Source organism: Dietzia sp. NPDC055343, assembly GCF_053645265.1.
In genome coordinates this window covers 90,509-112,584 of record NZ_JBSHMJ010000004.1, presented here as the reverse complement: position 1 = coordinate 112,584, position 22,076 = coordinate 90,509, and the positions used below count along the sequence as shown (strand labels likewise).

The window sequence follows — 22,076 nt, the reverse complement described above, 5'->3', positions numbered from 1 at the left end:
TCAACTCCTGTCACTCTCCCGCACCAGCAGGTACACCAGATAGATCCCGCCCAGACAGACCGTCACCGCGCCGACCGGCACACTGGCGGCGGGGATCGCGTGCTGGGCGATCAGATCGGACCCGGCGAGCAGCACCGCTCCGACGAGGGCTGCGCCGACCGGGTCGAAGCCACCCGACCGCCGTCGGATCCGCCGCGCGATCTGCGGCGCGGCCAGCGAGATGAACGCGATCGGCCCGGTCACCGCGGTCACCAGCGCGGTCAGCGCTACTCCCACCACGACGGCGACGGCCTTCACCGGCTCTGTCCGGGCCCCGCGCGTCTTCGCGGCGTCATCGCCCAACTCGAGCTGGGCGATTCGTCGGGCCAGCCACGGGACCAGCGCCACGAGGGCCAGGGCCAGCGCGCCTGCTCCGAGCAGCTGTGGCCATCGGACGCCGTTCAGGGACCCCGCGCCCCAGACCGCGGCCCGCAGCGCCACGTCGAGTTCGGATGAGACGACCAGCCCTGAGTTGATCGACCCGAGGAACGCGCTGACGGCGATCCCCACGATGATCAGGCGGAATCCCTGGAGCCCGGAGGAGTAGGCGAACAGATACACCAATCCGGCCGCGGCCACTCCCCCGACCACGGCGCCCGCGGAGACCGCGGCGTAGCCCATCCCGCCCAGACTGATGACCACCAGGACCCCGGTGAATGCGCCGGTGTTGAGGCCGATGATGTCGGGACTCCCCAACGGATTGCGCGTCAGCGACTGGAAGACGGCGCCGCTGATCCCGAGGCAGGCGCCGAACACCGCGGCGGCGAACGCGCGGGGCGCCCGCCACTGCACCACGACCATAGAGTCCACTCTGGTGGCCTCGGGGCCGAACGCCCGCACGACACGATCGAGGGGGATCAACTGCTCCCCGACCATGAGCGAGGTCAGGACCAGCGCCACGAGGACGACGACGACAAGACCCGCGACCCGGATGTCACCGGGCGTCACGATACGGCTGAATCGGCCCAGCCGGACGGCCCGCTCGCCGGTCACATTCCTCCCCGTTCCGCCCGGCGGACGAGCAGTATGAGCACCGGGGCTCCCAGGAATGCGGTGACGATTCCCACGCGCAACTCTGCCGGCCAGGCCACGAGGCGTCCGATGATGTCCGCGACGACGAGCAGTATCGGGGCGGCCACCACCGAGTAGGCCATGATCCACCGATGGTCCGGGCCGGTGACCAGCCGAACCGCGTGCGGGATCATCAGTCCCACGAACGCGATCGGCCCGGCGGCCGCTGTGGCGGCGCCACACAGCACCGTGATCGCCAGGGCCGAGATGCCCCGTACGAGGCCGATCGGCACCCCCAGTGCACGGGCCCGGTCGTCGCCGAGCGCGATGGCGTTGACCGCGCGCCCGGTCAGCATGGCCACCACGAGCCCCACCACGATGAACGGGGCGACGAACGCGACGGTCCCCTCGGGCCGGTCGGCGATACTCCCGACACCCCAGAACCGCATCTGGTCGAAGACACGGGGAAGCACCAGTTCGAGTGACTGGGTGATGCCGGTGCACACGGCTGTCAGGGCCACCCCGATCAGGGTGAGGCGCACCGGCGTCGCTCCGTGTGGCCCGCGCAGAGCGATCGTATAGACGAGCACGAACGACAGCAGCGCACCGGCGAACGCGAACCACACGTAGCCACTGATCGAGGTGATCCCGAAGAACGCCACGGCCACCGCCACCGCGAGCCCCGCACCGGCGTTGACGCCGAGAATCCCCGGGTCCGCGAGGGGGTTCCGGGTCAGAGCCTGGGCGAGTGCGCCCGCCACGCCGAGCGCCGCGCCCACCAGGACCCCGAGGAGAGCCCTGGGCAGTCGCATCTCCACAACGGTCGAGTGGATGATCGGGTCGGCCTTACCCGTCAACGCCGACATCACCTCGCCGGGCCCGAGTGACGCCGACCCGACGAACAGGCTCAGGGCGCAGACGGCCACCAGGAGGACGACGCCGATCGCGAGGCCGATGATCCGCCGTCCGGTCCGGTGCCCGCTCCGTGGCGGATCTGTGTGGATGGCCTGCGGAGAAAACGACCGGGTGGCCCCCTCGGCCCACCGGCCGGTGCGCCCGTCCGACCGAGCGGGCCGGTTCGCCGGACGCTGGGAAGTCGTCGGCGGAGTCGGGGTCACTGCCGGGACGCACCGTCGTCGTCTCGGATGAACTCGTCCGCGACGACTCCCCACCCGAGGGTGTGCCGTTGCCGCGCGGTCCATCCGGCCGCCCGGGCCAGCTCTCCGACCCGGTCCTGCGTCCGAGGGTCGCACCCTGTGGTGACGAAGCGGAGCAGCCCCTGGTCAGCAGCGGTCTGCGACAGCCCGTCGGGGGTACTCGAGTCGATGACCATCGCGCGTCCGGCCATGTCGGACAGGTCCCGCAGATGCTGCAGGGCCGACTGGTCATCGAGGTGACTCAGGAGCATTGCCGAGACCACCACATCGCCGCGCTCTCCATCGACCTCCACGTGGACGCTGCCGTCCCCGGCGCCGTGGGCGAGCCGGGCCACCAGGCCCGCCCCCGGGCCCACCGCGACGACCCCCGGGCTCGCGAGCCCGGTCAGAACGCGCCGGAGGCCGTGCTGGAGGAAGACCAGCGACTCGGATTCGTGCTCGAGGTGATGCGCCACCTCGGGGTCGGTGAGCGCGGACTCCGCGAACGGCAGCCCGGTGTCCAATTGCCAGGCGGGGGTCCCACTGCGGAGCGAATCCGCCAGATGACGTAGTGCGAGGACCTGGTCGGCCTCGGTCCCCGTGAACTCGTCCCGTGAGTGCGCGTCGTCGACGAGGGATACGGCCAGATCCGTGAGGGCCCAGCGTCCGTCGGCATGACCGTCCAGGAGACCGGCGGCGGCGAGCGTGCCCACGAGCGAGTCGAGTCCGTGTTGGACGCCGAGCGCCGACGATGCGTCCGGGACCGACATCGGACGGTCCCGCAGTACGTCGAGCAGACCCGTGTGAAGGGCGGCCCGGACCGCGAACCACGCCACCGGCGACTCGGGCAGTTCGGGAACGCTCTCCCCCGCCTTCTCCGCGCGTTCGATGTGCCAGTAACCGGTGATACTGCGGTGAGACTTCTCGACGCGGCCCGCCAGACGACGCCGGAGTGGGAGCAGCGACCGTGCCTCACCCGCGGCCCAGACGAACGGACGGTCCCCGAGCGCCTCCGCCTCGTCCCCCGTGTCGAACAGCGCGGCGATCGCCTCCCCGCTCGGCTCCGGCATCAGCTCGACCCGGATCGAATCCGTCCCCCGGATCTTGAGATCCGTCGATGCCCCGTCGCATCCGGTGGTCACCACCACATGCGCCGGGACCGTCAGCGGCCGCTCGTCCAGGAACCGCCGGACGGCGGGAAGCGCGGTCTCGTCGCCGATCAGGACGATGGACGTGGCGTCGTCCGGTAGCACCTGGGACGATTTCGGTCCGACGAAACTCACCGTCGACCCCGGCGTCGCCTGACGCGCCCAGCTCACAGCCGGGCCGTCCCCGTGCAGGACGAAATCCACGGTGAAGCCCCCGGTCCGGCCATCCACGCTGTGTGGTGTGTAGTCCCGGGTCAACCGGTGCTCCGAGGGAGTCCACTCGATCCCGTCGACGTGTTGGCGGGGCAACGCCGCCTCGACGTCTCCGTCGGCGGCGAAGATCAGCTTGATGTGATCGTCGAAGCCGGGGGCGGCGAACGCCGGGTGGCTGGTTCCCGCCCTCTCGAATGCGCCGAGTTCGGCGCCTTCCAGGCGGACACGACGAGTGCGACCGTCAACGTCTTCCGTCGAGACCACGTGCGCAGTCCGCACCACCAGTGGATGGATGACGAGATCGGTCAGGCTCATCGAGGGAACTCCGCCTGCACGATGTCGAGGATCGCGAGCGCCTCGTTGTAGTCGTGGCGCACCGCCCAGTACGGGAGGTCGTACGCGTTGTCCCCGACGAACGCGGGGAGGTTGCGCCAGGCAGGGTTGTCGGCCAGTTCGGCCACCGACGTCGTCTCCCCGTTGAACCCCATGACGAACACCGTCTCGCTGTCGACGATCTGTCCGAGTTGCTCGGTGGACAGCTCCGCCATGTCGCCGCCCGGCTGGTAGGGCTCGAGGTTGTGCCGGGCGACGAGATCGTCGGTCCGGAATCCCAGCTCGCCGAACGTCACGGAAAGGCCGGTGTCCTCGAACAACAGGTACGGGGTCCCGTCCGCGGTCACGCTGATGAACGACGTCGGCTGCGGGGGAACCAGGATCCCGTCGGCCACCTCGGTGACCCGCTCGTCGTAGGTCGCGACCATGTCGTCGAATTCGTCCTGCCGGTCGAACACGTCCGTGGCCAGGAACTCGGCCTGTTCACGCCAGTCGACGAAGGACTTGTCCACCATGACCGTCGGGGCGATCGCCGACAGGTCCTCATAGGCCGCGTCCGCCTGGAAGTTGGGGAACCCCCATCCGCCGGCCACGATGAGGTCGGGATCGGTGGCGAGAATGGCTTCGAGGTCGAATCCGTCAGCGGACCACGGGAGGAACTCGGTGCCGTCCTCTTCCGGAGCGTCTCCCCAGAGTTCGGAGAACTCCCCGTTGGCCTGGCTCGCGTCCTCCGGGATCGTGGCGGCCACCGGGATGTCGAGTTCGTACAGGTACCCGGCGAGTGCGTAGTTGAGCACGACCACGCGCTCCGGGTCCGACGGCACCTCCACGTCCCCCTTCGGCGTGCTGACCGTGCGCGTTCCGCCCGGCTCGCTCGCTGCGCCGGCGGACGGATCCCCTTCTCCGGCCGAACACGCCGCGGTGGCGGCCAGCACGAGTGTCATCGCCGCGGCCATGATCGGGCGCGTGAGCGCACGGGTGTTGTGTGACATCTGTCCTCCGGTGCAAAATTAGGTGAGGCTTACCAAATAGCCCCCGGAGAAGGGTAGATCGTCGCGGGTGCTCCCGGAAGGCCTGATGCGACACAGTCACGGTCCGAAGGCGACAACGTGACACTTGTCACGGACCAGAAGAGAATGAGGTCACCTGTGGGATTCACACGAGCACTGGCGATGGCGGTTCCCGAGAGTCGGGTGCGATTCTTCGGTCATTCCGAGCACAGTCACGAGGTTCCGCACATCGTGCATATGGTCATGGGTCGCGGCCGCCTGACCGTGGACGGCTCGGTGGTCACTCTCGAACCGCGGGCATCGGTACTCCTCGCCCCGGGGGTCCCCCACGCGCTCGACCTGGACGAGCATTCGATCGCACTGGGGCCGTTCCTGTCCCCGCGCAACACTCCGGTCGAACGAGTCCGGAGACTGGGGGTCGTCCCCGCCCTCACCGACCTGATGCTGGCCAGGCTCGCGGCCCAGCCCTACACACACGAGCAGGTGACACTGTTCACCGACAGTCTCGACGACATCGTCTCGGCACTTCTCACCGAAGCATTCGCCGTTCCCACGCCCGCCCATCCCACGGCACGTCAGATCGCCGAGGTCGCGACCGACTCCTCCGCCACCCTGGCCGAGCTCTGCGGCTGGTTCTCGATCAGCCCGCGTCAGATCCAGCGCCTGTTCCTGGGTGAAACCGGGCTCACGTTCCAGCAGTGGCGCACACGGACTCGACTCAACGTGGCGATCCGGGCCCTACGCGGGGGCTCCAGCGGTGAGAGTGCGGCCCGGAGCGCAGGTTTCGCGAACCGAGCCGGGCTCCTCCGTGCACTCAGCCGGGAATGCGGCACGCCGATCGATGACCTCAGAATCGATCCCCTGGCCTGCCTCCGGCGGCCCGAGGAGGCGCCTGCCGACGCGGGCCGCGGCGATCATGCCCGGACGTCGGTGGCGATCACCGTCAGTGAGCCCGGGGCGACCTCGGTGTAGCCGGCGTCGACGACCGCGGCCACGCCGGGCTCTGATCGGACCACCGCGGCCGACAGCTCCTGCCAGCGCGCGGAACCGGCCTCACGAACCGCAACGGGGCAACCGCTGCCGACCCATTCCCCCAGCCGCTTGCGTGACATCCCCGCCATCAGCAGCATGACGCCGTGACCGACCTGCGCCGCCGCCTTACCGACGGACATGTCCAAGCCTTCATCGATCCAGATCAACGGCACGCCGGCCGGGGGCGGGTCAGGATGATCACGCTCGAGGTCGGTACCGCCGATCTGCAGACGCCCAAGGCGCGGATCTATGTCGTCGACCGGGCCCGGGACGAACGCCCGCGCCTCGCAGCCGTCGACCTCGACGGTCACGCCGTCCACGTCCTGCGCCGCCCGCCACTGCGCTCCCCTGGCCCGCCGGGCGATCTTGCGCATCCGGGCATCCAGCCAGCCGGAGTACGGCTCGTGCCACGGCCCGCCGGGCGCGACGCGCACGTCCACACACACCAGGGCGACCGCACATGCCGCGGCCTCGAGAAGCGGGGTCCGCGACGGCAGGTCGCCTCTGGGCAGGTGCAGGACTATCGGCATCGACCGCACCGTTTTCCGGTCCTCGGGATCCTCCGTCCCGGACGGTCCCGCCGCCAGCCGGTCGTGGCACCAGTCGAGGTCCCTGCCGGTGCCCGGGCCCCCGATCACGCCGGTGCCCTCCGAGATCGGGCCGTCCCCCACGCCCGCGGGGCCTGCCGCAGCCCCATCTGTCACGCCAGCGGGACCCGACGGTAAGTTCCGGCGGCCGTGTCCGCAGCCTCGATCTCGTCCCGGGTGATCCCCAGGATGAACAGGACGGTGTCGAGGAACGGCTTCGACAGCGACGCATCCGCCACCTCGCGCAGGGCCGGCTTCGCGCAGAAGGCGATGCCCAGGCCGGCGGCGGTGAGCATGTCGATGTCGTTGGCGCCGTCGCCGACCGCCACGGTCTGACTCAGCGAGATCCCGAGCTCGTCGGCGAACTGACGAAGGTACTCGGCCTTCGCCTCGCGGTCGACCACCTCACCGATGACCCGGCCGGTGAGCTCGCCGTCGACGATCTCGAGCGTGTTGGCGCGCGCGAAGTCCAGACCGAGCTCGTCAACCAGGCCGGAGATCACCTGGATGAAGCCGCCGGAGACCACGCCACACCGAATCCCGAGTCGCTTGAGCGTGCGGATGGTGGTGCGGGCGCCCGGGGTGAGGACGATGCTCGAGGCCACCTCGTCGAGAACCGACGCCGGCAGACCCGCCAGCGTCGCGACCCGCTCGTGAAGCGACTGCGCGAAGTCGAGCTCGCCCCGCATGGCGCGCTCGGTGACGGCCCGGACCTCCTCCTCCTTGCCCGCGTGCGCGGCGAGCATCTCGATGACCTCGCCCTGCACGAGGGTGGAGTCGACGTCGAAGACCACCAGCCGCTTGGAGCGGCGACCGAGACCGGCCTTGTCGACGGAGATGTCCACGCTGTGGGCGTCCGACAGCGGGGCGAGGGTCTCGCGCAGGTGCGAGTCGTCGGCCGCGTCGCGGCCCGCGGTGGAGACGTGGAGCTCGAGCCCGGTCACCGGGTAGTCGGCGATCCCCCGGATGGAGTCGATGTTGGCGCCGATAGTGGCCAGGGCCCCGGCGACCGCGGAGAACGCGGACGCCGTGACGGGGCTGCCGAGGATCACGACGGCATGGGTGGACGGCGGGGTCGCCGGCGCGATGTCGTCGAACTGCACGTCGAGGTGCATCCCCATCTCGCTCACCTGCTCGGTGAGTTCCCGCACGACGGCGACCGCGTCGGCGTCCTGGTCGACCCGCGTCATGAGACCGAGGGACAGGTGGCCGTTGACGACAACCTGCTCGACATCGACGAGATCGGCGCCGTGCGAGGCGAGAACGGCGCTGACACGGGCGGTGACGCCCGGGCGGTCGGGACCGGTGACGGTGAGGAGTGCCGGGGTTCCGGTGGTGCTCACGGATGCTCCTGACGGGAGGTCGTGGGCGGCCTGGGCCACCCGGTGGTCGCCTGAGGAGTGCGCAACAGACGAAGGTGCAGCGGACACGCGAGAACCCCGCCGGTGGACAAGCCTACCGACGGGGTTCCGGTTAACCGAGCCCGTGGGTGAGTACGGGTGGGGTGGTCAGCCCTTCTGCGGCGAGGGTCCGCGCTCGGCGACGTCCTTGGACGAGTGCGGGTCGTGGGACTTGGCGCGTCCACCGACGTGGGCCTCGGCGCGCATGCGCTCGCTCATGTGCGGGTAGTGCAGCTCGAACGCGGGGCGCTCCGAGCGGATGCGGGGCAGCGTCACGAAGTTGTGGCGCGGCGGCGGGCAGGACGTGGCCCACTCGAGCGAGTTGCCCGCGCCCCACGGATCGTCGACGGTGACGATCTCGCCGTAGCGCCAGCTCTTGATGACGTTCCAGATGAACGGCAGCATCGCGATGCCGAGGATGAACGAGCCGATGGTCGAGATCTGGTTGAGGACCGTGAAGTTGTCCGTGGCCAGGTAGTCGGCGTAGCGGCGGGCCATGCCCTGGTTACCCAGCCAGTGCTGGACCAGGAACGTGGTGTGGAAGCCGATGAACATCAGCCAGAAGTGCCACATGCCGAGCTTCTCGTCGAGCATCCGGCCCGTCATCTTGGGGAACCAGAAGTACACGCCGGCGAAGGTGGCGAACACGATCGTGCCGAACAGCGTGTAGTGGAAGTGCGCCACGATGAAGTACGTGTCCGAGATGTGGAAGTCGATCGGCGCCGCGGCCATCATGATGCCGGTCAGACCACCGAACAGGAAGGTGACGATGAAGCCGAGGGAGAAGACCATCGGCGTCTCGAAGGTCATCTTGCCCTTCCACATGGTGCCGATCCAGTTGAAGAACTTCACGCCGGTCGGAACCGCGATGAGGAACGTCATGAAGGAGAAGAACGGCAGCAGGACCGCACCGGTGACGAACATGTGGTGCGCCCACACGGCCATCGACAGGGCGGCGATGGCCAGCGTCGCGAAGACCAGGCCGGCGTAACCGAACAGCGGCTTACGCGAGAAGACCGGGAAGACCTCGGAGACGATGCCGAAGAACGGCAGCGCGAGGACGTACACCTCGGGGTGACCGAAGAACCAGAACAGGTGCTGCCACAGGATGGCGCCACCGTTGCCCGGGTCGTAGATACGGCCGCCGAAGGTGCGGTCGTAGAACACGCCCAGCGCCGCGGCGGTCAGCAGCGGGAAGATGAGCAGGATGAGGATCGAGGCGACGAGGATGTTCCACGTGAAGATGGGCATCCGGAACATCGTCATGCCCGGCGCGCGCAGGCAGATGATGGTGGTGACGAAGTTGACGGCGCCGAGGATGGTGCCGATACCGCCGATGCCGACGCCGAGGATCCAGAGATCCGCGCCGACGTTGGGCGAGTGGATCTTGTCCGCCAGTGGCATGTACATGGTCCAGCCGAAGGACGCAGCGCCCCCCGGGGTGAGGAAGCCCGAGAGCATCAGGGCACCGCCGGCGCTGAACAGCCAGAAACCGAACGCGTTCAGTCGCGGGAACGCCACGTCCGGCGCGCCGATCTGCAGCGGCATGATGTAGTTGGCGAACCCGACGACGATCGGGGTGCCGTACAGCAGCAACATGACTGTGCCGTGCATGGTGAACAGCTGGTTGAACTGCTCGTTCGACAGGAACTGCATGCCCGGGAAGAACAGCTCCGCCCGGATGAGCAGGGCCATGAGCCCACCGATGAAGAAGAAGATGAAGCACGTGACGATATACATGATGCCGAGCATCTTGTGATCGGTCGTCGTCAACATCTTCCACACGAACGAACCCGGCCGGGCGTCACCCGTGGGTTCGCCCGGTGGGTGGTCGAGGTCGTGGACCGGCTTGGGGGCCACTGCGGTCATAAGGGTCCTCCTGAACGCCTCACCCGACGTCGTGGGTCGAACCACCGACCCCACGTCGAACGCATAGGAATAGTGCGTGACCGCAATCCTAACCCCCGGCTGAGAACTCGAACCACTCACCCCGCCGAAGTCGTCGCCGGTGGTCATCCGGCACATCGAAGGTGATCCAGGCCGCACTCACGCACGGTCTCCGAGACGCCTCCGACCTCCACGGAGGCAGCGGCCGTCGGGCGATCTCCTAGGCTGTGTTCCCATGACCGACTCCGCGCCATCACTCCGCCGCCACCCCGGGCGGGGGTACGGGCGACTGACCGCCGGCCTCGCTGCCCCGCTGGCGCTCGGGCTGACGCTCTCCGCGTGCGGCCCCTCCCCTGTCGACATGATCGAGCAGCCGGTGACGACGACGCCCTCGCGCATGGCCGGCGAGGAGCTGCAGCGCTCCGCCGAGCCGGAGGAGTCCTGCGCCGAGGAGCCCGCCCCCGCCGAGTTCCCGGGCACGGGCGCTCGTGAGGTTCCGTCCGAGGGGCCGGGCGGCGATTCGGTCGAGGTGCCGCGGTCGCCGGAACGAATCCTCGCGCTCGGTGTGGGAGCGGTCGACGTCGCCTGTGCCCTCGGGCTGCAGCAGCTCGTCGTCGGCACCTCCGGGCTGCCCTGGGACGCGGACGTCTACCTCCCCACGTCTCTGACCGACCTCCCCGAGGTCGATCTGTCGGTGCCGAGCCCGTCGGAGGCCGCCTCGGCCGCGCGGAACCTCGATCCGGACCTGATCGTGCTGGCGGGCACGGACGGACTCGATGACGCGGTCGTGGAGGCCCTGGGCACCGTCGCGCCCACGGTCGTCTACGACGCCGACCCCCTGTCCTGGACGGACGCGACCGAGCTGATCTCCGACGCCTACGGCAGGCCCCGTGCGGGCGGCGATGTACTGCTGGACGTGATCGAGCGGACGCGGATGACGATCGGCGCGGCGACCCCGTCCGACTCGCGGGTCTCGCTGGTCTCGGTGTCCGACACGGGCGGGGCGGAGGTCCAGGACCCGACCACGCTCGGTTCGTTGCTGCTCGAGTCGGTGGAAGCCGGCCGGCCTCCGGCCCAGCGCACGCGAGACGGCGAGCGGGTCCCTCCCCTGCCCGAGTCCCCCGCGCTCGGCGACGAACTGGACGGCGACGTGATCTTCGCGATCGTCGGCGGAGGCCCTGCGGAGGCGGACGCGGCGCGCGAGGTTTTCGCCTCCGACCGCTGGGCCGACCTGGACGCGGTCGGCGCCAACAGGATCTTCGTGATGGATCGGGCCGTGTGGGAGGGCTCCGGACCGGTCGCGGCGCGCGCGGTGCTGGAGGACATCCGCACGTCGATCAACGGGATCGCTCCCGACGGATAGTCGCCACCGCGCCGGCTGGCTCAGTGGTGCAGCAGTGCTTTGGCCACGATGATGACGAACCCGAGCACCGCCGTGGACACCGCGGCGAGAAGACACATGCGCAGCGGCGCGTCGCGACGCCGATAGGTGAGGTAGCCGAGCAGGGCGAGGACGGCGACGATCGTCCACATCGCTATCCAGTCGGCGACGAGGTCATCGATCAACCCCACTGCGCCCAGAACCAGCGGGACGGCGGGCGGGACGACGGCCGCGAGCAGTCCCCTGGAACGCTTACGCGCCATCCGTAGCGACGCTCTCAGCGACAGTCCTGCGTGACTGCTGTGCGCGGCCACGGTCCCCGAGTACACGTGCGCCACCCAGAACACGCCGACGGTGACGAGGACGAACGCCAGCGCCCGAATGGAGGACAGACCGGTGTTGCCGGCGACCGCGATGAGCCCCGCCACGAGGATCAGGCCGTAGATCCCCTCCTCGGTGGACAGATGCACCTCGGCCAGCAGGTCACGCTCTCGCCGGACCGAGACCTCGGCCTCGGCACCTCCCGCATGCGACGACATGGCACTTCCCTTTCACGCGGGGACATCACCCGGGGATGCGCGCTCGACCGTAGGAGACGTGGACACCGGCGGGATCGCTTCGATGATAAACGGACGCCCACCTCCGCACGCGGTTTCGCCTGCGCGCCGATATCCCGCGCACAGGAACGCCACCGGCCCCGAGCCTGTGGTGTCACAGGTGCTCAGGGCCCGGCTGGTGTCAGGTGGCTGACCGCGCGCGACGAGAGGTCAGAAGTCCCAGTCCTCGTCCTCGGTGGCGACGGCCTTGCCCATGACGTACGAACTCCCGGAGCCCGAGAAGAAGTCGTGGTTCTCGTCGGCGTTGGGGCTCAGCGCCGCGAGGATGGCCGGATCGACGTCGGTCTCGTCCTTGGGGAACATGCCCTCGTAGCCCATGTTCATCAGGGCCTTGTTGGCGTTGTACCGGAGGAACTTCTTGACGTCCTCGGTCCAGCCCACCGGGTCGTAGAGGTCCTCGGTGTAGTCGGCCTCGTTGTCGTACAGCTCGAACAACAACTCGAAGGTGTAGTCCTTGAGCTCGTCACGGGTCTTCTGATCGACCTGCTCGAGTGCGCGCTGGTACTTGTAGCCGATGTAGTAGCCGTGCACCGCCTCGTCGCGGATGATCAGCCGGATGACGTCGGCGGTGTTGGTGAGCTTGGCGCGCGACGACCACCGCATGGGCAGGTAGAAACCTGAGTAGAACATGAACGACTCGAGCATCACCGAGGCGATCTTGCGCTTGAGCGGATCGTCTCCGGCGTAGTAGCCGAGCACGATCTTGGCCTTGCGCTGCAGGTACGGGTTCTCCTCGGCCCAGCGGAAGGCGTCGTCGACCTGCGGGGTCGAGCAGAGCGTGGAGAAGATGGTCGAGTAGCTCTTGGCGTGCACCGACTCCATGAACGCGATGTTGGTGAGCACCGCCTCCTCGTGGGGGGTCGAGGCGTCGGGGATCATGCTGACGGCGCCGACCGTGCCCTGGAGGGTGTCCAGCAGGGTCAGGCCGGTGAAGACGCGCGCGGTGAGCGTCTGCTCGTACTCGGTCAGGGTCTGCCACGACGGGATGTCGTTGGAGACGGGCACCTTCTCAGGCAGCCAGAAGTTGGTCGTCAGGCGACCCCACACCTGGTCGTCGACCTCATCGGGGATGCGGTTCCAGTTGATCGCCGACACCCGGTCGACGAGCTTGGGCTGGATGCCCGCGGCGGGGCTGTGTGAACCCGGAGCGTGCAGCTCGGCGGTCATCGGATCTCCTCCTGGTGACGGGTGGGGGTCGGGGCGGTGGCCTGCGGCCGCTGGATCAGAGCATGCACGAGACGCAGCCCTCGACCTCGGTGCCTTCCAGCGCGAGCTGACGCACCCGGATGTAGTACAGGGTCTTGATGCCCTTGCGCCATGCGTAGATCTGCGCCCGGTTGACCTCCCGGGTGTCCGCGGTGTCCTTGAAGAACAGGGTCAGCGAGAGCCCCTGGTCGACGTGCTGCGTGGCGGCGGCATACGTGTCAATGATCTTCTCGTAGCCGATCTCGTACGCGTCCTGGTAGTAGTCCAGGTTGTCGTTGGTCAGGTAGGGCGCCGGGTAGTAGACGCGCCCGATCTTGCCCTCCTTGCGGATCTCGATCTTCGAGGCCACGGGGTGGATCGACGAGGTCGAGTTGTTGATGTAGCTGATCGATCCGGTGGGCGGAACAGCCTGCAGGTTCTGGTTGTAGATGCCGTACTTCTGCACGTCCGTCTTGAGCGCGTGCCAGTCGTCCCGGGTGGGGATGGCGACCTCGGACTCGGCGAACAGCTGGCGCACCCTGTCGGTGGCCGGCTCCCACACCTGGTCGGTGTACTTGTCGAAGAACTCGCCGGAGGCGTACTTCGAATCCGGGAAGCCGGCGAACCAGCTGCCCCGCTCACGCGCGATGGCGTTCGACGCCCGCAGCGCGTGGTACAGCACGGTGTAGAAGTAGATGTTCGTGAAGTCGATGCCCTCCTCGGATCCGTAGTAGATCCGCTCGCGGGCCAGGTAGCCGTGGAGGTTCATCTGACCCAGACCGATGGCGTGGGACTCCGAGTTGCCGCGCTCGATCGAGGGGACCGAGTCGATCGAGGTCTGATCGGACACCGCGGTGAGGCCGCGGATCGCGGTCTCGATGGTCCGCCCGAAGTCGGGCGAGTCCATGGCCTTGGCGATGTTCAGCGAGCCGAGGTTGCAGGAGATGTCCTTGCCCACGTGGGAGTAGGTCAGGTCGTCGTTGTACGTCGACGGCGTGGAGACCTGGAGGATCTCGGAGCACAGGTTGGAGTGCGTGATCCGGCCGGCGATCGGGTTGGCGCGGTTCACCGTGTCCTCGTACATGATGTACGGGTAGCCGGACTCGAACTGCAGCTCCGCGACGGTCTGGAAGAACTGCCGCGCGTTGATCTTGGTCTTCTTGATGCGGCTGTCCTCGACCATCTCGTGGTAATGCTCCGAGATGTTGACGTCAGCGAACGGCTTGCCATAGATGCGCTCGACGTCGTACGGCGAGAACAGGTACATGTCGTCGTTGCGCTTGGCGAGCTCGAACGTGATGTCCGGGATCACGACGCCCAGCGAGAGGGTCTTGATGCGGATCTTCTCGTCCGCGTTCTCACGCTTGGTGTCGAGGAACTTGTAGATGTCCGGGTGGTGGGCGTGCAGGTACACCGCACCGGCGCCCTGACGCGCACCGAGCTGGTTGGCGTAGGAGAAGGAGTCCTCCAGGAGCTTCATCACGGGGATGACGCCCGAGGACTGGTTCTCGATGTGCTTGATGGGCGCGCCGTGCTCGCGCAGGTTCGACAGCAGCAGGGCCACACCGCCGCCGCGCTTGGACAGCTGCAGGGCCGAATTGATGCCGCGACCGATGGACTCCATGTTGTCCTCGATACGCAACAGGAAGCAGGACACGGGCTCGCCGCGCTGCTTCTTGCCCGAATTGAGGAACGTGGGCGTCGCCGGCTGGAAACGGCCGTCGATGACCTCGTCGACGAGCTGCCGGGCCAGCACCTCGTCGCCGGCGGCGAGCGTGAGGGCGACCATGCAGACGCGGTCCTCGTAGCGCTCGAGGTAACGCTTACCGTCGAACGTCTTGAGCGTGTACGAGGTGTAGTACTTGAACGCGCCGAGGAAGGTCTGGAAGCGGAACTTCTTGGCGTAGGCGTAGTCGAACAGCTCGCGCACGAAGTTACGCGTGTACTGGTCGAGCACCTCGCGCTCGTAGTAGTCCTTCTCCACCAGGTAGTCCAGCTTCTCGTCCAGGTTGTGGAAGAAGACGGTGTTCTGGTTGACGTGCTGGAGGAAGTACTCGCGTGCCGCCTGATGATCCTTCTCGAACTGGATGTTCCCGTCCGCGTCATACAGGTTGAGCATGGCGTTGAGCGCGTGGTAGTCCAGACGCTGCCCCTCGGTCGCCATGGTGCCGCTGCTCTCGGGGGTCATTGTTGGTGCTGCCAAAACTCTTCCAATCCTTCTCGGACGCGGATGACGTCCTCCTGTGTGCCCATCAACTCGAACCGGTAGAGATACGGGATCTCCAGCTTGTTCGCGATCACGTCGCCGGAGCGACCGAAGTCGGTTCCGAAGTTGGTGTTGCCGCCGGCGATCACGCCTCGGCAGAGACTTCTGTTGTGCGCGTCATTGAGGAACGCGACCACCTGACGCGGGACCGCAGCCCCGTTCTTCCCGGTGATCTCGAGGCTTCCCCCGTAGGTCGGGACGATCAGAACATACGGGTCCGACACCGCCGGCATCGGTTCGGTCCTCCGCACCGGTATGCGCACCGCGGGAAGACCGAGCCGATCGACGAATTTCTTCGTGTACTCGGACACGTTGGAGAAGTAGACGATCCTCACCGGCGTATCGGCCGGATCCGGAGCCGCCATGGCTGCCCCCTAGTCACATGAACTCTGGTGTTGCTGTTCTTGTCGGAAAGTCAGGCCGCGACCGAGGCGAGGGCCTTGATGCGATCCGGGCGGAAGCCGGACCAGTGGTCGGAACCGGACACCACGACCGGCGCCTGGAGGTAACCCAGGGCCATGACGTACTCGCGCGCCTCGTCGTCGACCGAGATGTCGATGAGCTGGTATTCGATGCCGTGCTTGTCGAGCGCCTTGTAAGTGGCGTTGCACTGGACGCAGGCGGGCTTGGTGTAGACGGTGACCATGAGTGTGGGGACCTCTTTCGGCACAGGCGCCGCGGCGGCGCGAGGGGCTCTTCTCGTGGTGGCGATCCGGTCCGACGCTTCTGGCGCGGACGGCGGGTCGCCGTAATGTCTGCTGATGGTCATGGCCCCGAATCACATGGTTGGCATTCTTCGGTGCCGCAACGCCTCTAGACACTACCCCTAGTGTCTGGAAGGTCAACCGACCACAACATTTTGGTCTTACATAGCTGGAATTCCCAGGTCGTGATCCCGCCTTGTGGGACGCTGTCGGCCCCCGTCTGGAACCGACCGCGCCGGGGCCCTCACGGCGGGTGCACCACACCATCGTTGCACCCCGAAGAGCATTGCGAAACACCGTTCGGGCAACCCACAACAAGCTCCCAACGCCCCCACAAAGCCCTCACAACCCGTCCCCATTTCATCCACAGGTTGACCACTTTTCCGCCGATCCGGGACCCCACGCGGCCACCCCCGCCCGACGCATCGAGGGACAATCTCGCCCCTGTCCGAGAGCCGGCCCCGGGGGCCGGAAACGAACCAGGAGGGGCTGCCGGGAGGGGTCCCATCGGCCGTGGAACCCACTGCCCCGGGGACGACGACAAGGGCCCGTCACCGGCGAACCGGTGACGGGCCCTTGAGGGGTGCGTGAGAATTCACGCGACGCTGATCAGCCCTGGCGGGCCTTGAACCGGGGGTCCTTGCGGTTGATCACGTAGACCTTGCCGCGACGGCGGACAACCTGGGCGCCCGGCTTGTTCTTCAGCGACCGAAGGGACTTACGGACCTTCATCTGGCGCTCCTTAGGCTCTCGGGGCGGCCGCGATGGCCGCCGACACGACTGGGATTCACTGTGCGACACGTCCGTCCCGAGGGTCGGATGCACGACACACAACTGGTCCATAGTAACGGACGGGCCCAGCAGAACTCCAAATGGCGTGAACGAGGCCGCCGCATATGCTGGCCCCATGGACTCCTCCCCCACCGGAACCCCTACCGGCCTCCGTGCAGAGATCATCGCCGAGCTCGGGGTCCGCCCCGGGATCGACCCGGCCCGTGAGGTCGAGGACCGGGTCACGTTCCTCGTGGACTACCTGCGTTCGACCCCCGCCACGGGCTTCGTCCTGGGGATCAGCGGAGGCCAGGACTCTACCCTCGCCGGCCGGTTGTGCCAGCTCGCCGTCGAGCGCCTCCGCGCCGACGGGATGACGGATGCCCGCTTCGTCGCCATGCGTCTGCCGTACGGAACCCAGGCCGACGAGGACGACGCGCAGACCGCCCTGGCGTTCATCCGGCCCGACGGCTGCGTCACGGTCGACGTCAAGGCCGCCACCGATGCGTCCTCCGCGGCCGCCGCAGCAGCCCTCTCCGAGCTGCCGGAGCAGGCGGGTCCGCTCCGCGACTTCGTCCGCGGGAACGTCAAGGCCCGTGAACGGATGATCTCCCAGTATGCGGTCGCCGGGCAGCTGAACCTCGTCGTCGTCGGCACAGATCACGCCGCGGAAGCGGTGACGGGCTTCTTCACCAAATACGGCGACGGCGGCGTCGACCTCACCCCCCTGACCGGTTTGTCCAAGCGCCAGGGCGCGGCGCTGCTGCGCCACCTCGGCGCCCCCGAGTCGACCTGGCGCAAGGTCCCCACCGCGGACCTCGAGGACGACCGCCCCGGACTGCCCGACGAGGTGGCGCTCGGCGTGACGTACGAACAGATCGACGACTACCTCGAGGGCCTCGACGGCGTCCCCGGCGCGTCCGCGGAGCGGATCGAGCAGCTCTTCCTCAATTCGCGCCACAAGCGGAATACCCCGGCGTCCCCGCTCGACACGTGGTGGCGCTGACCCGCCGCCTGCCTACCTACGACGTGCGTGGGCGGAACAGCTAGTCAGCGAGCAGTCGCCACACCTGATCCAACGCCTCGGCAGTTCCCGGCATGTCGAAGGACTGCGGGGTGAACACCGCCGCAGACCGCCCCGTGCGCCGGTCGACGTAACCGATCGTGCCCAGACCTCCGGCCCAACCCACGACCCCGCCCGGGCGGACCTCCACCTGGAAGCCGTAACCGCACCCCGGCTCGATGATCCCCTGCGCCACCTGACGTTGAGGCTCGGTGAGGTCGTCGGTCGCCAGGAGCCCGACGCTGTCCCGGCCGAGCACCCGGCCGCCGTCGACGAGCGCTTCGAGGAACGTGAGATAGTCGCCGACGGTGGAGACGAGGCCGCAGGCAAGTGACTCGAACGCGGGCGGCCCGACGAACCTGCTCGCGGTGTCCAGAGGCGCGCGACGGCCGCCCTCCCCCGCGCCGTACGAGGTGGGCAGGCGACTCGGATCGGCGGTGAAGCCCGTATCTGCCAGCCCCAGCGGCCCAGTGACGTGCTCGGCCATCAGGTCGGCCACCGCCCGGCCCGAGGCGCGGGCGAGCAGCACCCCGAGGACGTCGCTACTCGTGTGATACCACCAGCCCTCACCCGGCTGCCCCGCGAGCGGAAGCTCGGCCAGGCGGCCGAGGTAGGTTCCCGGCTCGAGGGGCGGGGCGTACGGCCCCGGTCCGACGTCCCGCGCGGACATCGCCTCGGCCAGCGCGGGGTTCTCGTCCACCCAACCGAAGCCGGCGGTCATGGTGAGCAGGTGACGCAGTGTGATGGGCCGGTCCATCGGGACCGTCTGATCCAGTGGCCCGTCCGGGCGGGCCAGGACACGGAGCTCACGCAACTCGGGCAGATACCGGTCGACTGACTCATCGAGGCCGACGACGCCCTGCTCCACGAGCGCCATCGCGAGCGCACCACCCAGCGGCTTGGTGTTGGAGGAGAGCGGGAAGAGGGTCCCCGGGTCCATCTCCGCGCCGCCGATCGCGCTCGAACCGCCGGCGGCGATCCGGGACCGCCCCGCTTCCCGGATCCCGCACACGTAGCCGATCAACCGGTCGTCGTCGACGGCCTGATCGAGAGCGTTCCTGGCGGCGGCAAATGCGTCCACGCCCCGACCCTACGAGTTCGTCCCATCACGGATCAGCAATATGCCTGCGAAATGACGAATCCCGGGCCGTCACGATGACGACCCGGGATCCTGTTCCGGTGGAGCTAAGGGGACTCGAACCCCTGACCCCCACACTGCCAGTGTGGTGCGCTACCAGCTGCGCCATAGCCCCGTATTCGATTTCTCCGCCGTTTCCCTCTCGGTCACCGGCCCGATTTAAGTTACACGACCACCCGCACAGGTTCCAAATCGGTGCCGGCCCCACCCGTGCGGGCGGGGCCGGCATACCGATACGCGCAGGTCAGTACCCGCGCGGAGACCTAGCCGATGATGTCGACGAGCCAGCTGGCGTTGCTGATCTCCACGACCTCGCCGTTGTGCGCGACGGTCGGGGTCGACACCTGACTGGTGATGTCGCGGATGCTCTGCTGGGCGTTGTCCGCGCTGTCGGCGGCCTTGTCCATCCCGCCGTTGGTCTCGACGTTGCTGATGCACTCGACGGCGTCGCCGTTGGCGCCGGCGTCCTCGGCGAGGGAGGCGAGCTCGCGCGTGCTGAGGTCGCCGCCGCCCTCGCCCGGCTGGTTGGTGAAGAACGACGCCTTGACTTCGAAGAACACCGGCAGCGTGTCCTTTGCCGCCACGCACTGGGTCGCGGCCAGTGCGCGGGTGGAGTACTCGCCGGAGCCGGACTGGCCGTTGAGGAAGTTCAGCGTGTGGAACTCGGCCCGCAGGTCGCCGTTCTGGACCGCCTCGGCGATCGATGCGCCGTACTGCGCCTCGAAGCTGCCGCAGGCGGGGCACATGTAGTCCTCCCACACCTGGATGGTCGGCGCGTCCGCCTCGCCGACGGCGATCACACCCGCGTCGGTGATCTCGATGAGCTCGTCCTGGGTCTCACCGAAGGTGATGGGGTTGGCGTCCGACCCCCGCTGCGCCATCCAGACGACACCACCCAACACCACCACGGCCACCGCGATGAGCGCGATGACGGTGATGAGCATCCCGTTGTTCTTTTTCGTCTGGAGCACCTTGGCGCTCTTGTGGGGCTTGGCGTTCACGTGTGCGTGGGCCTTTCTCTGCTGGGAGATCCGCGGCCACTCGCGGCGGCCGACTCTATCGAGAGGGTACCGAAACCCGGCCCCACACCCTCTTTGCAGGTGGTGACGCCCCTGGATTCCCCGTGCCGCGCCGTGGGCGGTGCTTCCGTGGTCGCCGCCGAGCGGGCCCCCCGAAATGAACCGCGTCCCCGGTCGATGATCGACCGGGGACGCGGGCCCGAATTGTGGAGCTGCCGGGAATTGAACCCGGGTCCTCCGCAGCTTCGGCAGGGCTTCTCCGTGCGCAGTCCGCCTTGGCCTCTACTCGGATCTCACCCTCATGCGGACGTGTTGGTGATGACGATCCCAGTCACTGTGTGATGTCCCGACCCACCCCGTGACCGGGTGAGCCGGTGATCCCTCTAGATGATGCCGGGGACCGGGGCGAGGGCTACCCCGGGCCGACAGACTACGGGCTCGCTATCAAGCAGCGAGGGCGTAGTCGCGCTGATTGGTATCGGCGCGTAATTGGTTGCCACGACGCTCACGGTGGTCTCTGGCCTGCACCGGCACGCTTCCCCTGCGTCAACTCACGTAGTCGAAACCACATCAGCCCCTCAGGGTCCACCGGTTCTCACCGGCGGACTCTCAACCATACATCCACGCCCCGGGCTGCGCCAGGGTGATGCGCATCTCCCCTACTGCTCTCCCGACGGGCACGATTCCGACCGAACCGCTACTCACGCCAACGCGAGCAGGACGATTGCCACGGCGGCCAAGGCGAGCCCGACCATCTGGACCGACCTCAGCCTCTCGCCGCCGTGGGTGACCGCGAGGGCGACCGTGAACGCCGGATACAGCGCGGCGATCACGCTGACGAGTGCGAGCATCACGGATTGCGCCGCGAAGTAGAAGGCGCCGTTGGCCACCGCGTCGAAGACCGCGATCACCACGCCGATCGCGATGAGGCGCCGTGAGAAACGGAAGGACTCCCCGGCCGCGACGGCGGCGGCGAGGAGGATGACCGTCGCCCCGACCCGCGACGCCGCCACCGGCCACAGCCCCTGACCGGCCGGCACCTGGGCGAGCAGGACGAAGAAGGCGGCGAACGCCAGGCCCGAGACCACGGACAGCACCAGCAGGTGCCGGGTCAGCCGACCGTGCTGCACGGACGATCCGTGCTCCCCCTCCATCGAGGCCAACACGGTGGCGACGAGCGCGATCGCCATACCGGCCATCGCGACCGACCCCGGCTGCTCCCCCGCGGCCAGGCCGAACGCCAGCGGCCCTGCCGCGGCGAGGATCGCGGTGATCGGCGAGATCACGCTCATCGGCCCCCGCGAGAGCGCCACATAGAACGTCCATACCGCGACCCCCGAGGCCACCCCGGACGCCAGGCCCCAGGCGAGGCCGACGAGGCCGGGGGAACCGCCGGCGACGATGGCGGCGACCGCAACCAGGGCGATCGATACCGGGTAGGAGATGCTGACGACCCGGAGCGCACGCGCCCGCCGGGAGGCCACGCCGCCCAGATAGTCGCTGATGCCGTACGCCACCGCTGACGTCGACGCCAACGCGACCGGCATCATCCCCGCATGCCCTTGATCTTCCTGCCCAGCTCGCGGACCGCCTCGCGTTCCGCGGTGCGACGGGCGAGATCCTGCCGCTTGTCGTGCGCCTGCTTACCGCGCGCGACGGCCAGCTCGACCTTCACCCGGCCGCCGACGAAGTACAGCGACAGCGGGACGAGGGTCGCGTTGCCGTCGCGGACCTTACCGATCAGGGAGTCGATCTCGCGGCGGTGGAGCAGCAGCTTGCGGGCCCGCTTAGGCGCGTGATTGGTCCAGCTGCCGTGCGAGTACTCGGGGATGTGCAACCCGCGCAGCCAGACCTCTCCGTCGTCGACGGTGGCGAAGGCGTCGACGAGCGAGGCCTTCCCCTCGCGCATGCTCTTGATCTCGGTTCCCACGAGCGCGATGCCGGCCTCGTAGGTGTCGAGAATCTGGTACTCGTGCCTGGCCTTGCGGTTGCTGGCGACGATGCTGCCGTCGGTACCGAGGGACGACGCACCCTTCTTCTTGTTCTTCTTGGCCACGCCGGCTCACCTCCTGGTTTTCCGCGGTCGGGCAGACCCCACAGTGTAGATGAGCAGGCTCTCGGAGCAGTAGCTACCCC

At 68.2% G+C, this 22,076-nt stretch carries 20 protein-coding genes, 1 tRNA gene and 1 other RNA gene; 3 read left to right on the top strand and 19 right to left on the bottom strand.

The features are described 5' to 3' along the window. From ACWIE7_RS03320 to ACWIE7_RS03305, 4 genes are read right to left on the bottom strand one after another with little or no spacing between them, the layout of a single operon-like run. Window positions 1-1,032, bottom strand: a complete 1,032-nt coding sequence (locus tag ACWIE7_RS03320; RefSeq protein WP_454068580.1) for a FecCD family ABC transporter permease — start codon at window positions 1,030-1,032, stop codon at window positions 1-3. Beyond that, on the bottom strand, window positions 1,029-2,168 hold the full coding sequence (locus ACWIE7_RS03315) for a FecCD family ABC transporter permease (RefSeq protein ID WP_454068579.1): 1,140 nt from the start codon (window positions 2,166-2,168) through the stop codon (window positions 1,029-1,031). The genes ACWIE7_RS03320 and ACWIE7_RS03315 overlap by 4 nt, the downstream gene beginning before the upstream one ends. Then, complete coding sequence (locus tag ACWIE7_RS03310; RefSeq protein WP_454068578.1) at window positions 2,165-3,862, bottom strand: siderophore-interacting protein; 1,698 nt, start codon at window positions 3,860-3,862, stop codon at window positions 2,165-2,167. Before ACWIE7_RS03310 ends, ACWIE7_RS03315 begins: the two co-directional genes overlap by 4 nt. Next, window positions 3,859-4,872 carry an ABC transporter substrate-binding protein gene (locus ACWIE7_RS03305; RefSeq protein WP_454068577.1) on the bottom strand — a complete coding sequence of 338 codons (1,014 nt, stop codon included), beginning with the start codon at window positions 4,870-4,872 and terminating at the stop codon, window positions 3,859-3,861. Before ACWIE7_RS03305 ends, ACWIE7_RS03310 begins: the two co-directional genes overlap by 4 nt. 156 nt (window positions 4,873-5,028) lie before the next feature. Here ACWIE7_RS03305 and ACWIE7_RS03300 point away from each other — a divergent pair, with 156 nt between their 5' ends. Next, window positions 5,029-5,862 (top strand): helix-turn-helix domain-containing protein, encoded by an 834-nt coding sequence (locus tag ACWIE7_RS03300; RefSeq protein WP_452099281.1) that lies wholly within the window; start codon window positions 5,029-5,031, stop codon window positions 5,860-5,862. Here the strand turns inward: ACWIE7_RS03300 and ACWIE7_RS03295 are convergent. The 3 genes from ACWIE7_RS03295 to ctaD all read right to left on the bottom strand — a co-directional run bounded on the left by ACWIE7_RS03295 (window position 5,805) and on the right by ctaD (window position 9,778). Next, window positions 5,805-6,626 (bottom strand): aminoacyl-tRNA hydrolase, encoded by an 822-nt coding sequence (locus ACWIE7_RS03295; protein WP_454068576.1) that lies wholly within the window; start codon window positions 6,624-6,626, stop codon window positions 5,805-5,807. The two genes, ACWIE7_RS03300 and ACWIE7_RS03295, sit on opposite strands and share 58 nt — an antisense overlap. Continuing rightward, the gene (gene serB / locus ACWIE7_RS03290) at window positions 6,623-7,852 is read right to left on the bottom strand and encodes a phosphoserine phosphatase SerB (RefSeq protein WP_452099279.1); all 1,230 of its coding nucleotides are present in this window, start codon (window positions 7,850-7,852) and stop codon (window positions 6,623-6,625) included. The genes ACWIE7_RS03295 and serB overlap by 4 nt, the downstream gene beginning before the upstream one ends. Before the next feature lie 165 nt (window positions 7,853-8,017). Next, window positions 8,018-9,778, bottom strand: coding sequence for an aa3-type cytochrome oxidase subunit I (gene ctaD / locus ACWIE7_RS03285; protein WP_454068575.1), 1,761 nt, complete (start codon window positions 9,776-9,778; stop codon window positions 8,018-8,020). 253 nt (window positions 9,779-10,031) lie between these two features. On the opposite strand from ctaD, the gene ACWIE7_RS03280 reads away from it, so the two are divergent. Further along, complete coding sequence (locus ACWIE7_RS03280) at window positions 10,032-11,159, top strand: ABC transporter substrate-binding protein (protein ID WP_454068574.1); 1,128 nt, start codon at window positions 10,032-10,034, stop codon at window positions 11,157-11,159. A gap of 20 nt (window positions 11,160-11,179) precedes the next feature. Here the strand turns inward: ACWIE7_RS03280 and ACWIE7_RS03275 are convergent, their stop codons facing one another. From ACWIE7_RS03275 to ykgO, 6 genes are all read right to left on the bottom strand, one after another. Then, window positions 11,180-11,716: a hypothetical protein gene (locus ACWIE7_RS03275; RefSeq protein ID WP_454068573.1), complete on the bottom strand. Its 537-nt coding sequence runs from the start codon at window positions 11,714-11,716 to the stop codon at window positions 11,180-11,182. Between the two features lie 228 nt (window positions 11,717-11,944). Next, window positions 11,945-12,961 carry a class 1b ribonucleoside-diphosphate reductase subunit beta gene (nrdF, locus tag ACWIE7_RS03270; protein ID WP_230930312.1) on the bottom strand — a complete coding sequence of 339 codons (1,017 nt, stop codon included), beginning with the start codon at window positions 12,959-12,961 and terminating at the stop codon, window positions 11,945-11,947. A 55-nt stretch (window positions 12,962-13,016) separates the two neighbouring features. Next, window positions 13,017-15,167, bottom strand: coding sequence for a class 1b ribonucleoside-diphosphate reductase subunit alpha (gene nrdE / locus ACWIE7_RS03265; RefSeq protein WP_452099275.1), 2,151 nt, complete (start codon window positions 15,165-15,167; stop codon window positions 13,017-13,019). Further along, window positions 15,164-15,610 carry a class Ib ribonucleoside-diphosphate reductase assembly flavoprotein NrdI gene (gene nrdI / locus ACWIE7_RS03260; RefSeq protein ID WP_452099274.1) on the bottom strand — a complete coding sequence of 149 codons (447 nt, stop codon included), beginning with the start codon at window positions 15,608-15,610 and terminating at the stop codon, window positions 15,164-15,166. Before nrdI ends, nrdE begins: the two co-directional genes overlap by 4 nt. Window positions 15,611-15,660: 50 nt before the next feature. After that, the gene (locus ACWIE7_RS03255; protein WP_230930366.1) at window positions 15,661-15,891 is read right to left on the bottom strand and encodes a redoxin NrdH; all 231 of its coding nucleotides are present in this window, start codon (window positions 15,889-15,891) and stop codon (window positions 15,661-15,663) included. A 667-nt stretch (window positions 15,892-16,558) separates the two neighbouring features. Then, complete coding sequence (ykgO, locus tag ACWIE7_RS03250; RefSeq protein ID WP_010541956.1) at window positions 16,559-16,681, bottom strand: type B 50S ribosomal protein L36; 123 nt, start codon at window positions 16,679-16,681, stop codon at window positions 16,559-16,561. Between the two features lie 175 nt (window positions 16,682-16,856). Between ykgO and nadE the strand changes: the two genes are divergently transcribed. Beyond that, window positions 16,857-17,726: an ammonia-dependent NAD(+) synthetase gene (gene nadE, locus ACWIE7_RS03245; protein ID WP_454068572.1), complete on the top strand. Its 870-nt coding sequence runs from the start codon at window positions 16,857-16,859 to the stop codon at window positions 17,724-17,726. A 40-nt stretch (window positions 17,727-17,766) separates the two neighbouring features. Here the strand turns inward: nadE and ACWIE7_RS03240 are convergent, their stop codons facing one another. The 6 genes from ACWIE7_RS03240 to smpB form a co-directional block, all read right to left on the bottom strand. After that, complete coding sequence (locus tag ACWIE7_RS03240) at window positions 17,767-18,864, bottom strand: serine hydrolase domain-containing protein (protein WP_454058238.1); 1,098 nt, start codon at window positions 18,862-18,864, stop codon at window positions 17,767-17,769. Window positions 18,865-18,963: 99 nt separating this feature from the next. After that, window positions 18,964-19,036, bottom strand: a tRNA-Ala gene (locus ACWIE7_RS03235). Window positions 19,037-19,184: 148 nt separating this feature from the next. Further along, window positions 19,185-19,922 carry a DsbA family protein gene (locus ACWIE7_RS03230; RefSeq protein WP_454068571.1) on the bottom strand — a complete coding sequence of 246 codons (738 nt, stop codon included), beginning with the start codon at window positions 19,920-19,922 and terminating at the stop codon, window positions 19,185-19,187. Between the two features lie 222 nt (window positions 19,923-20,144). Next, window positions 20,145-20,518, bottom strand: a transfer-messenger RNA (tmRNA) gene (ssrA, locus tag ACWIE7_RS03225). Between the two features lie 123 nt (window positions 20,519-20,641). Then, the gene (locus ACWIE7_RS03220; RefSeq protein ID WP_454068570.1) at window positions 20,642-21,475 is read right to left on the bottom strand and encodes an EamA family transporter; all 834 of its coding nucleotides are present in this window, start codon (window positions 21,473-21,475) and stop codon (window positions 20,642-20,644) included. Window positions 21,476-21,486: 11 nt separating this feature from the next. Beyond that, window positions 21,487-21,996: an SsrA-binding protein SmpB gene (smpB, locus tag ACWIE7_RS03215; RefSeq protein ID WP_230930305.1), complete on the bottom strand. Its 510-nt coding sequence runs from the start codon at window positions 21,994-21,996 to the stop codon at window positions 21,487-21,489. Window positions 21,997-22,076 lie beyond the last annotated feature (80 nt).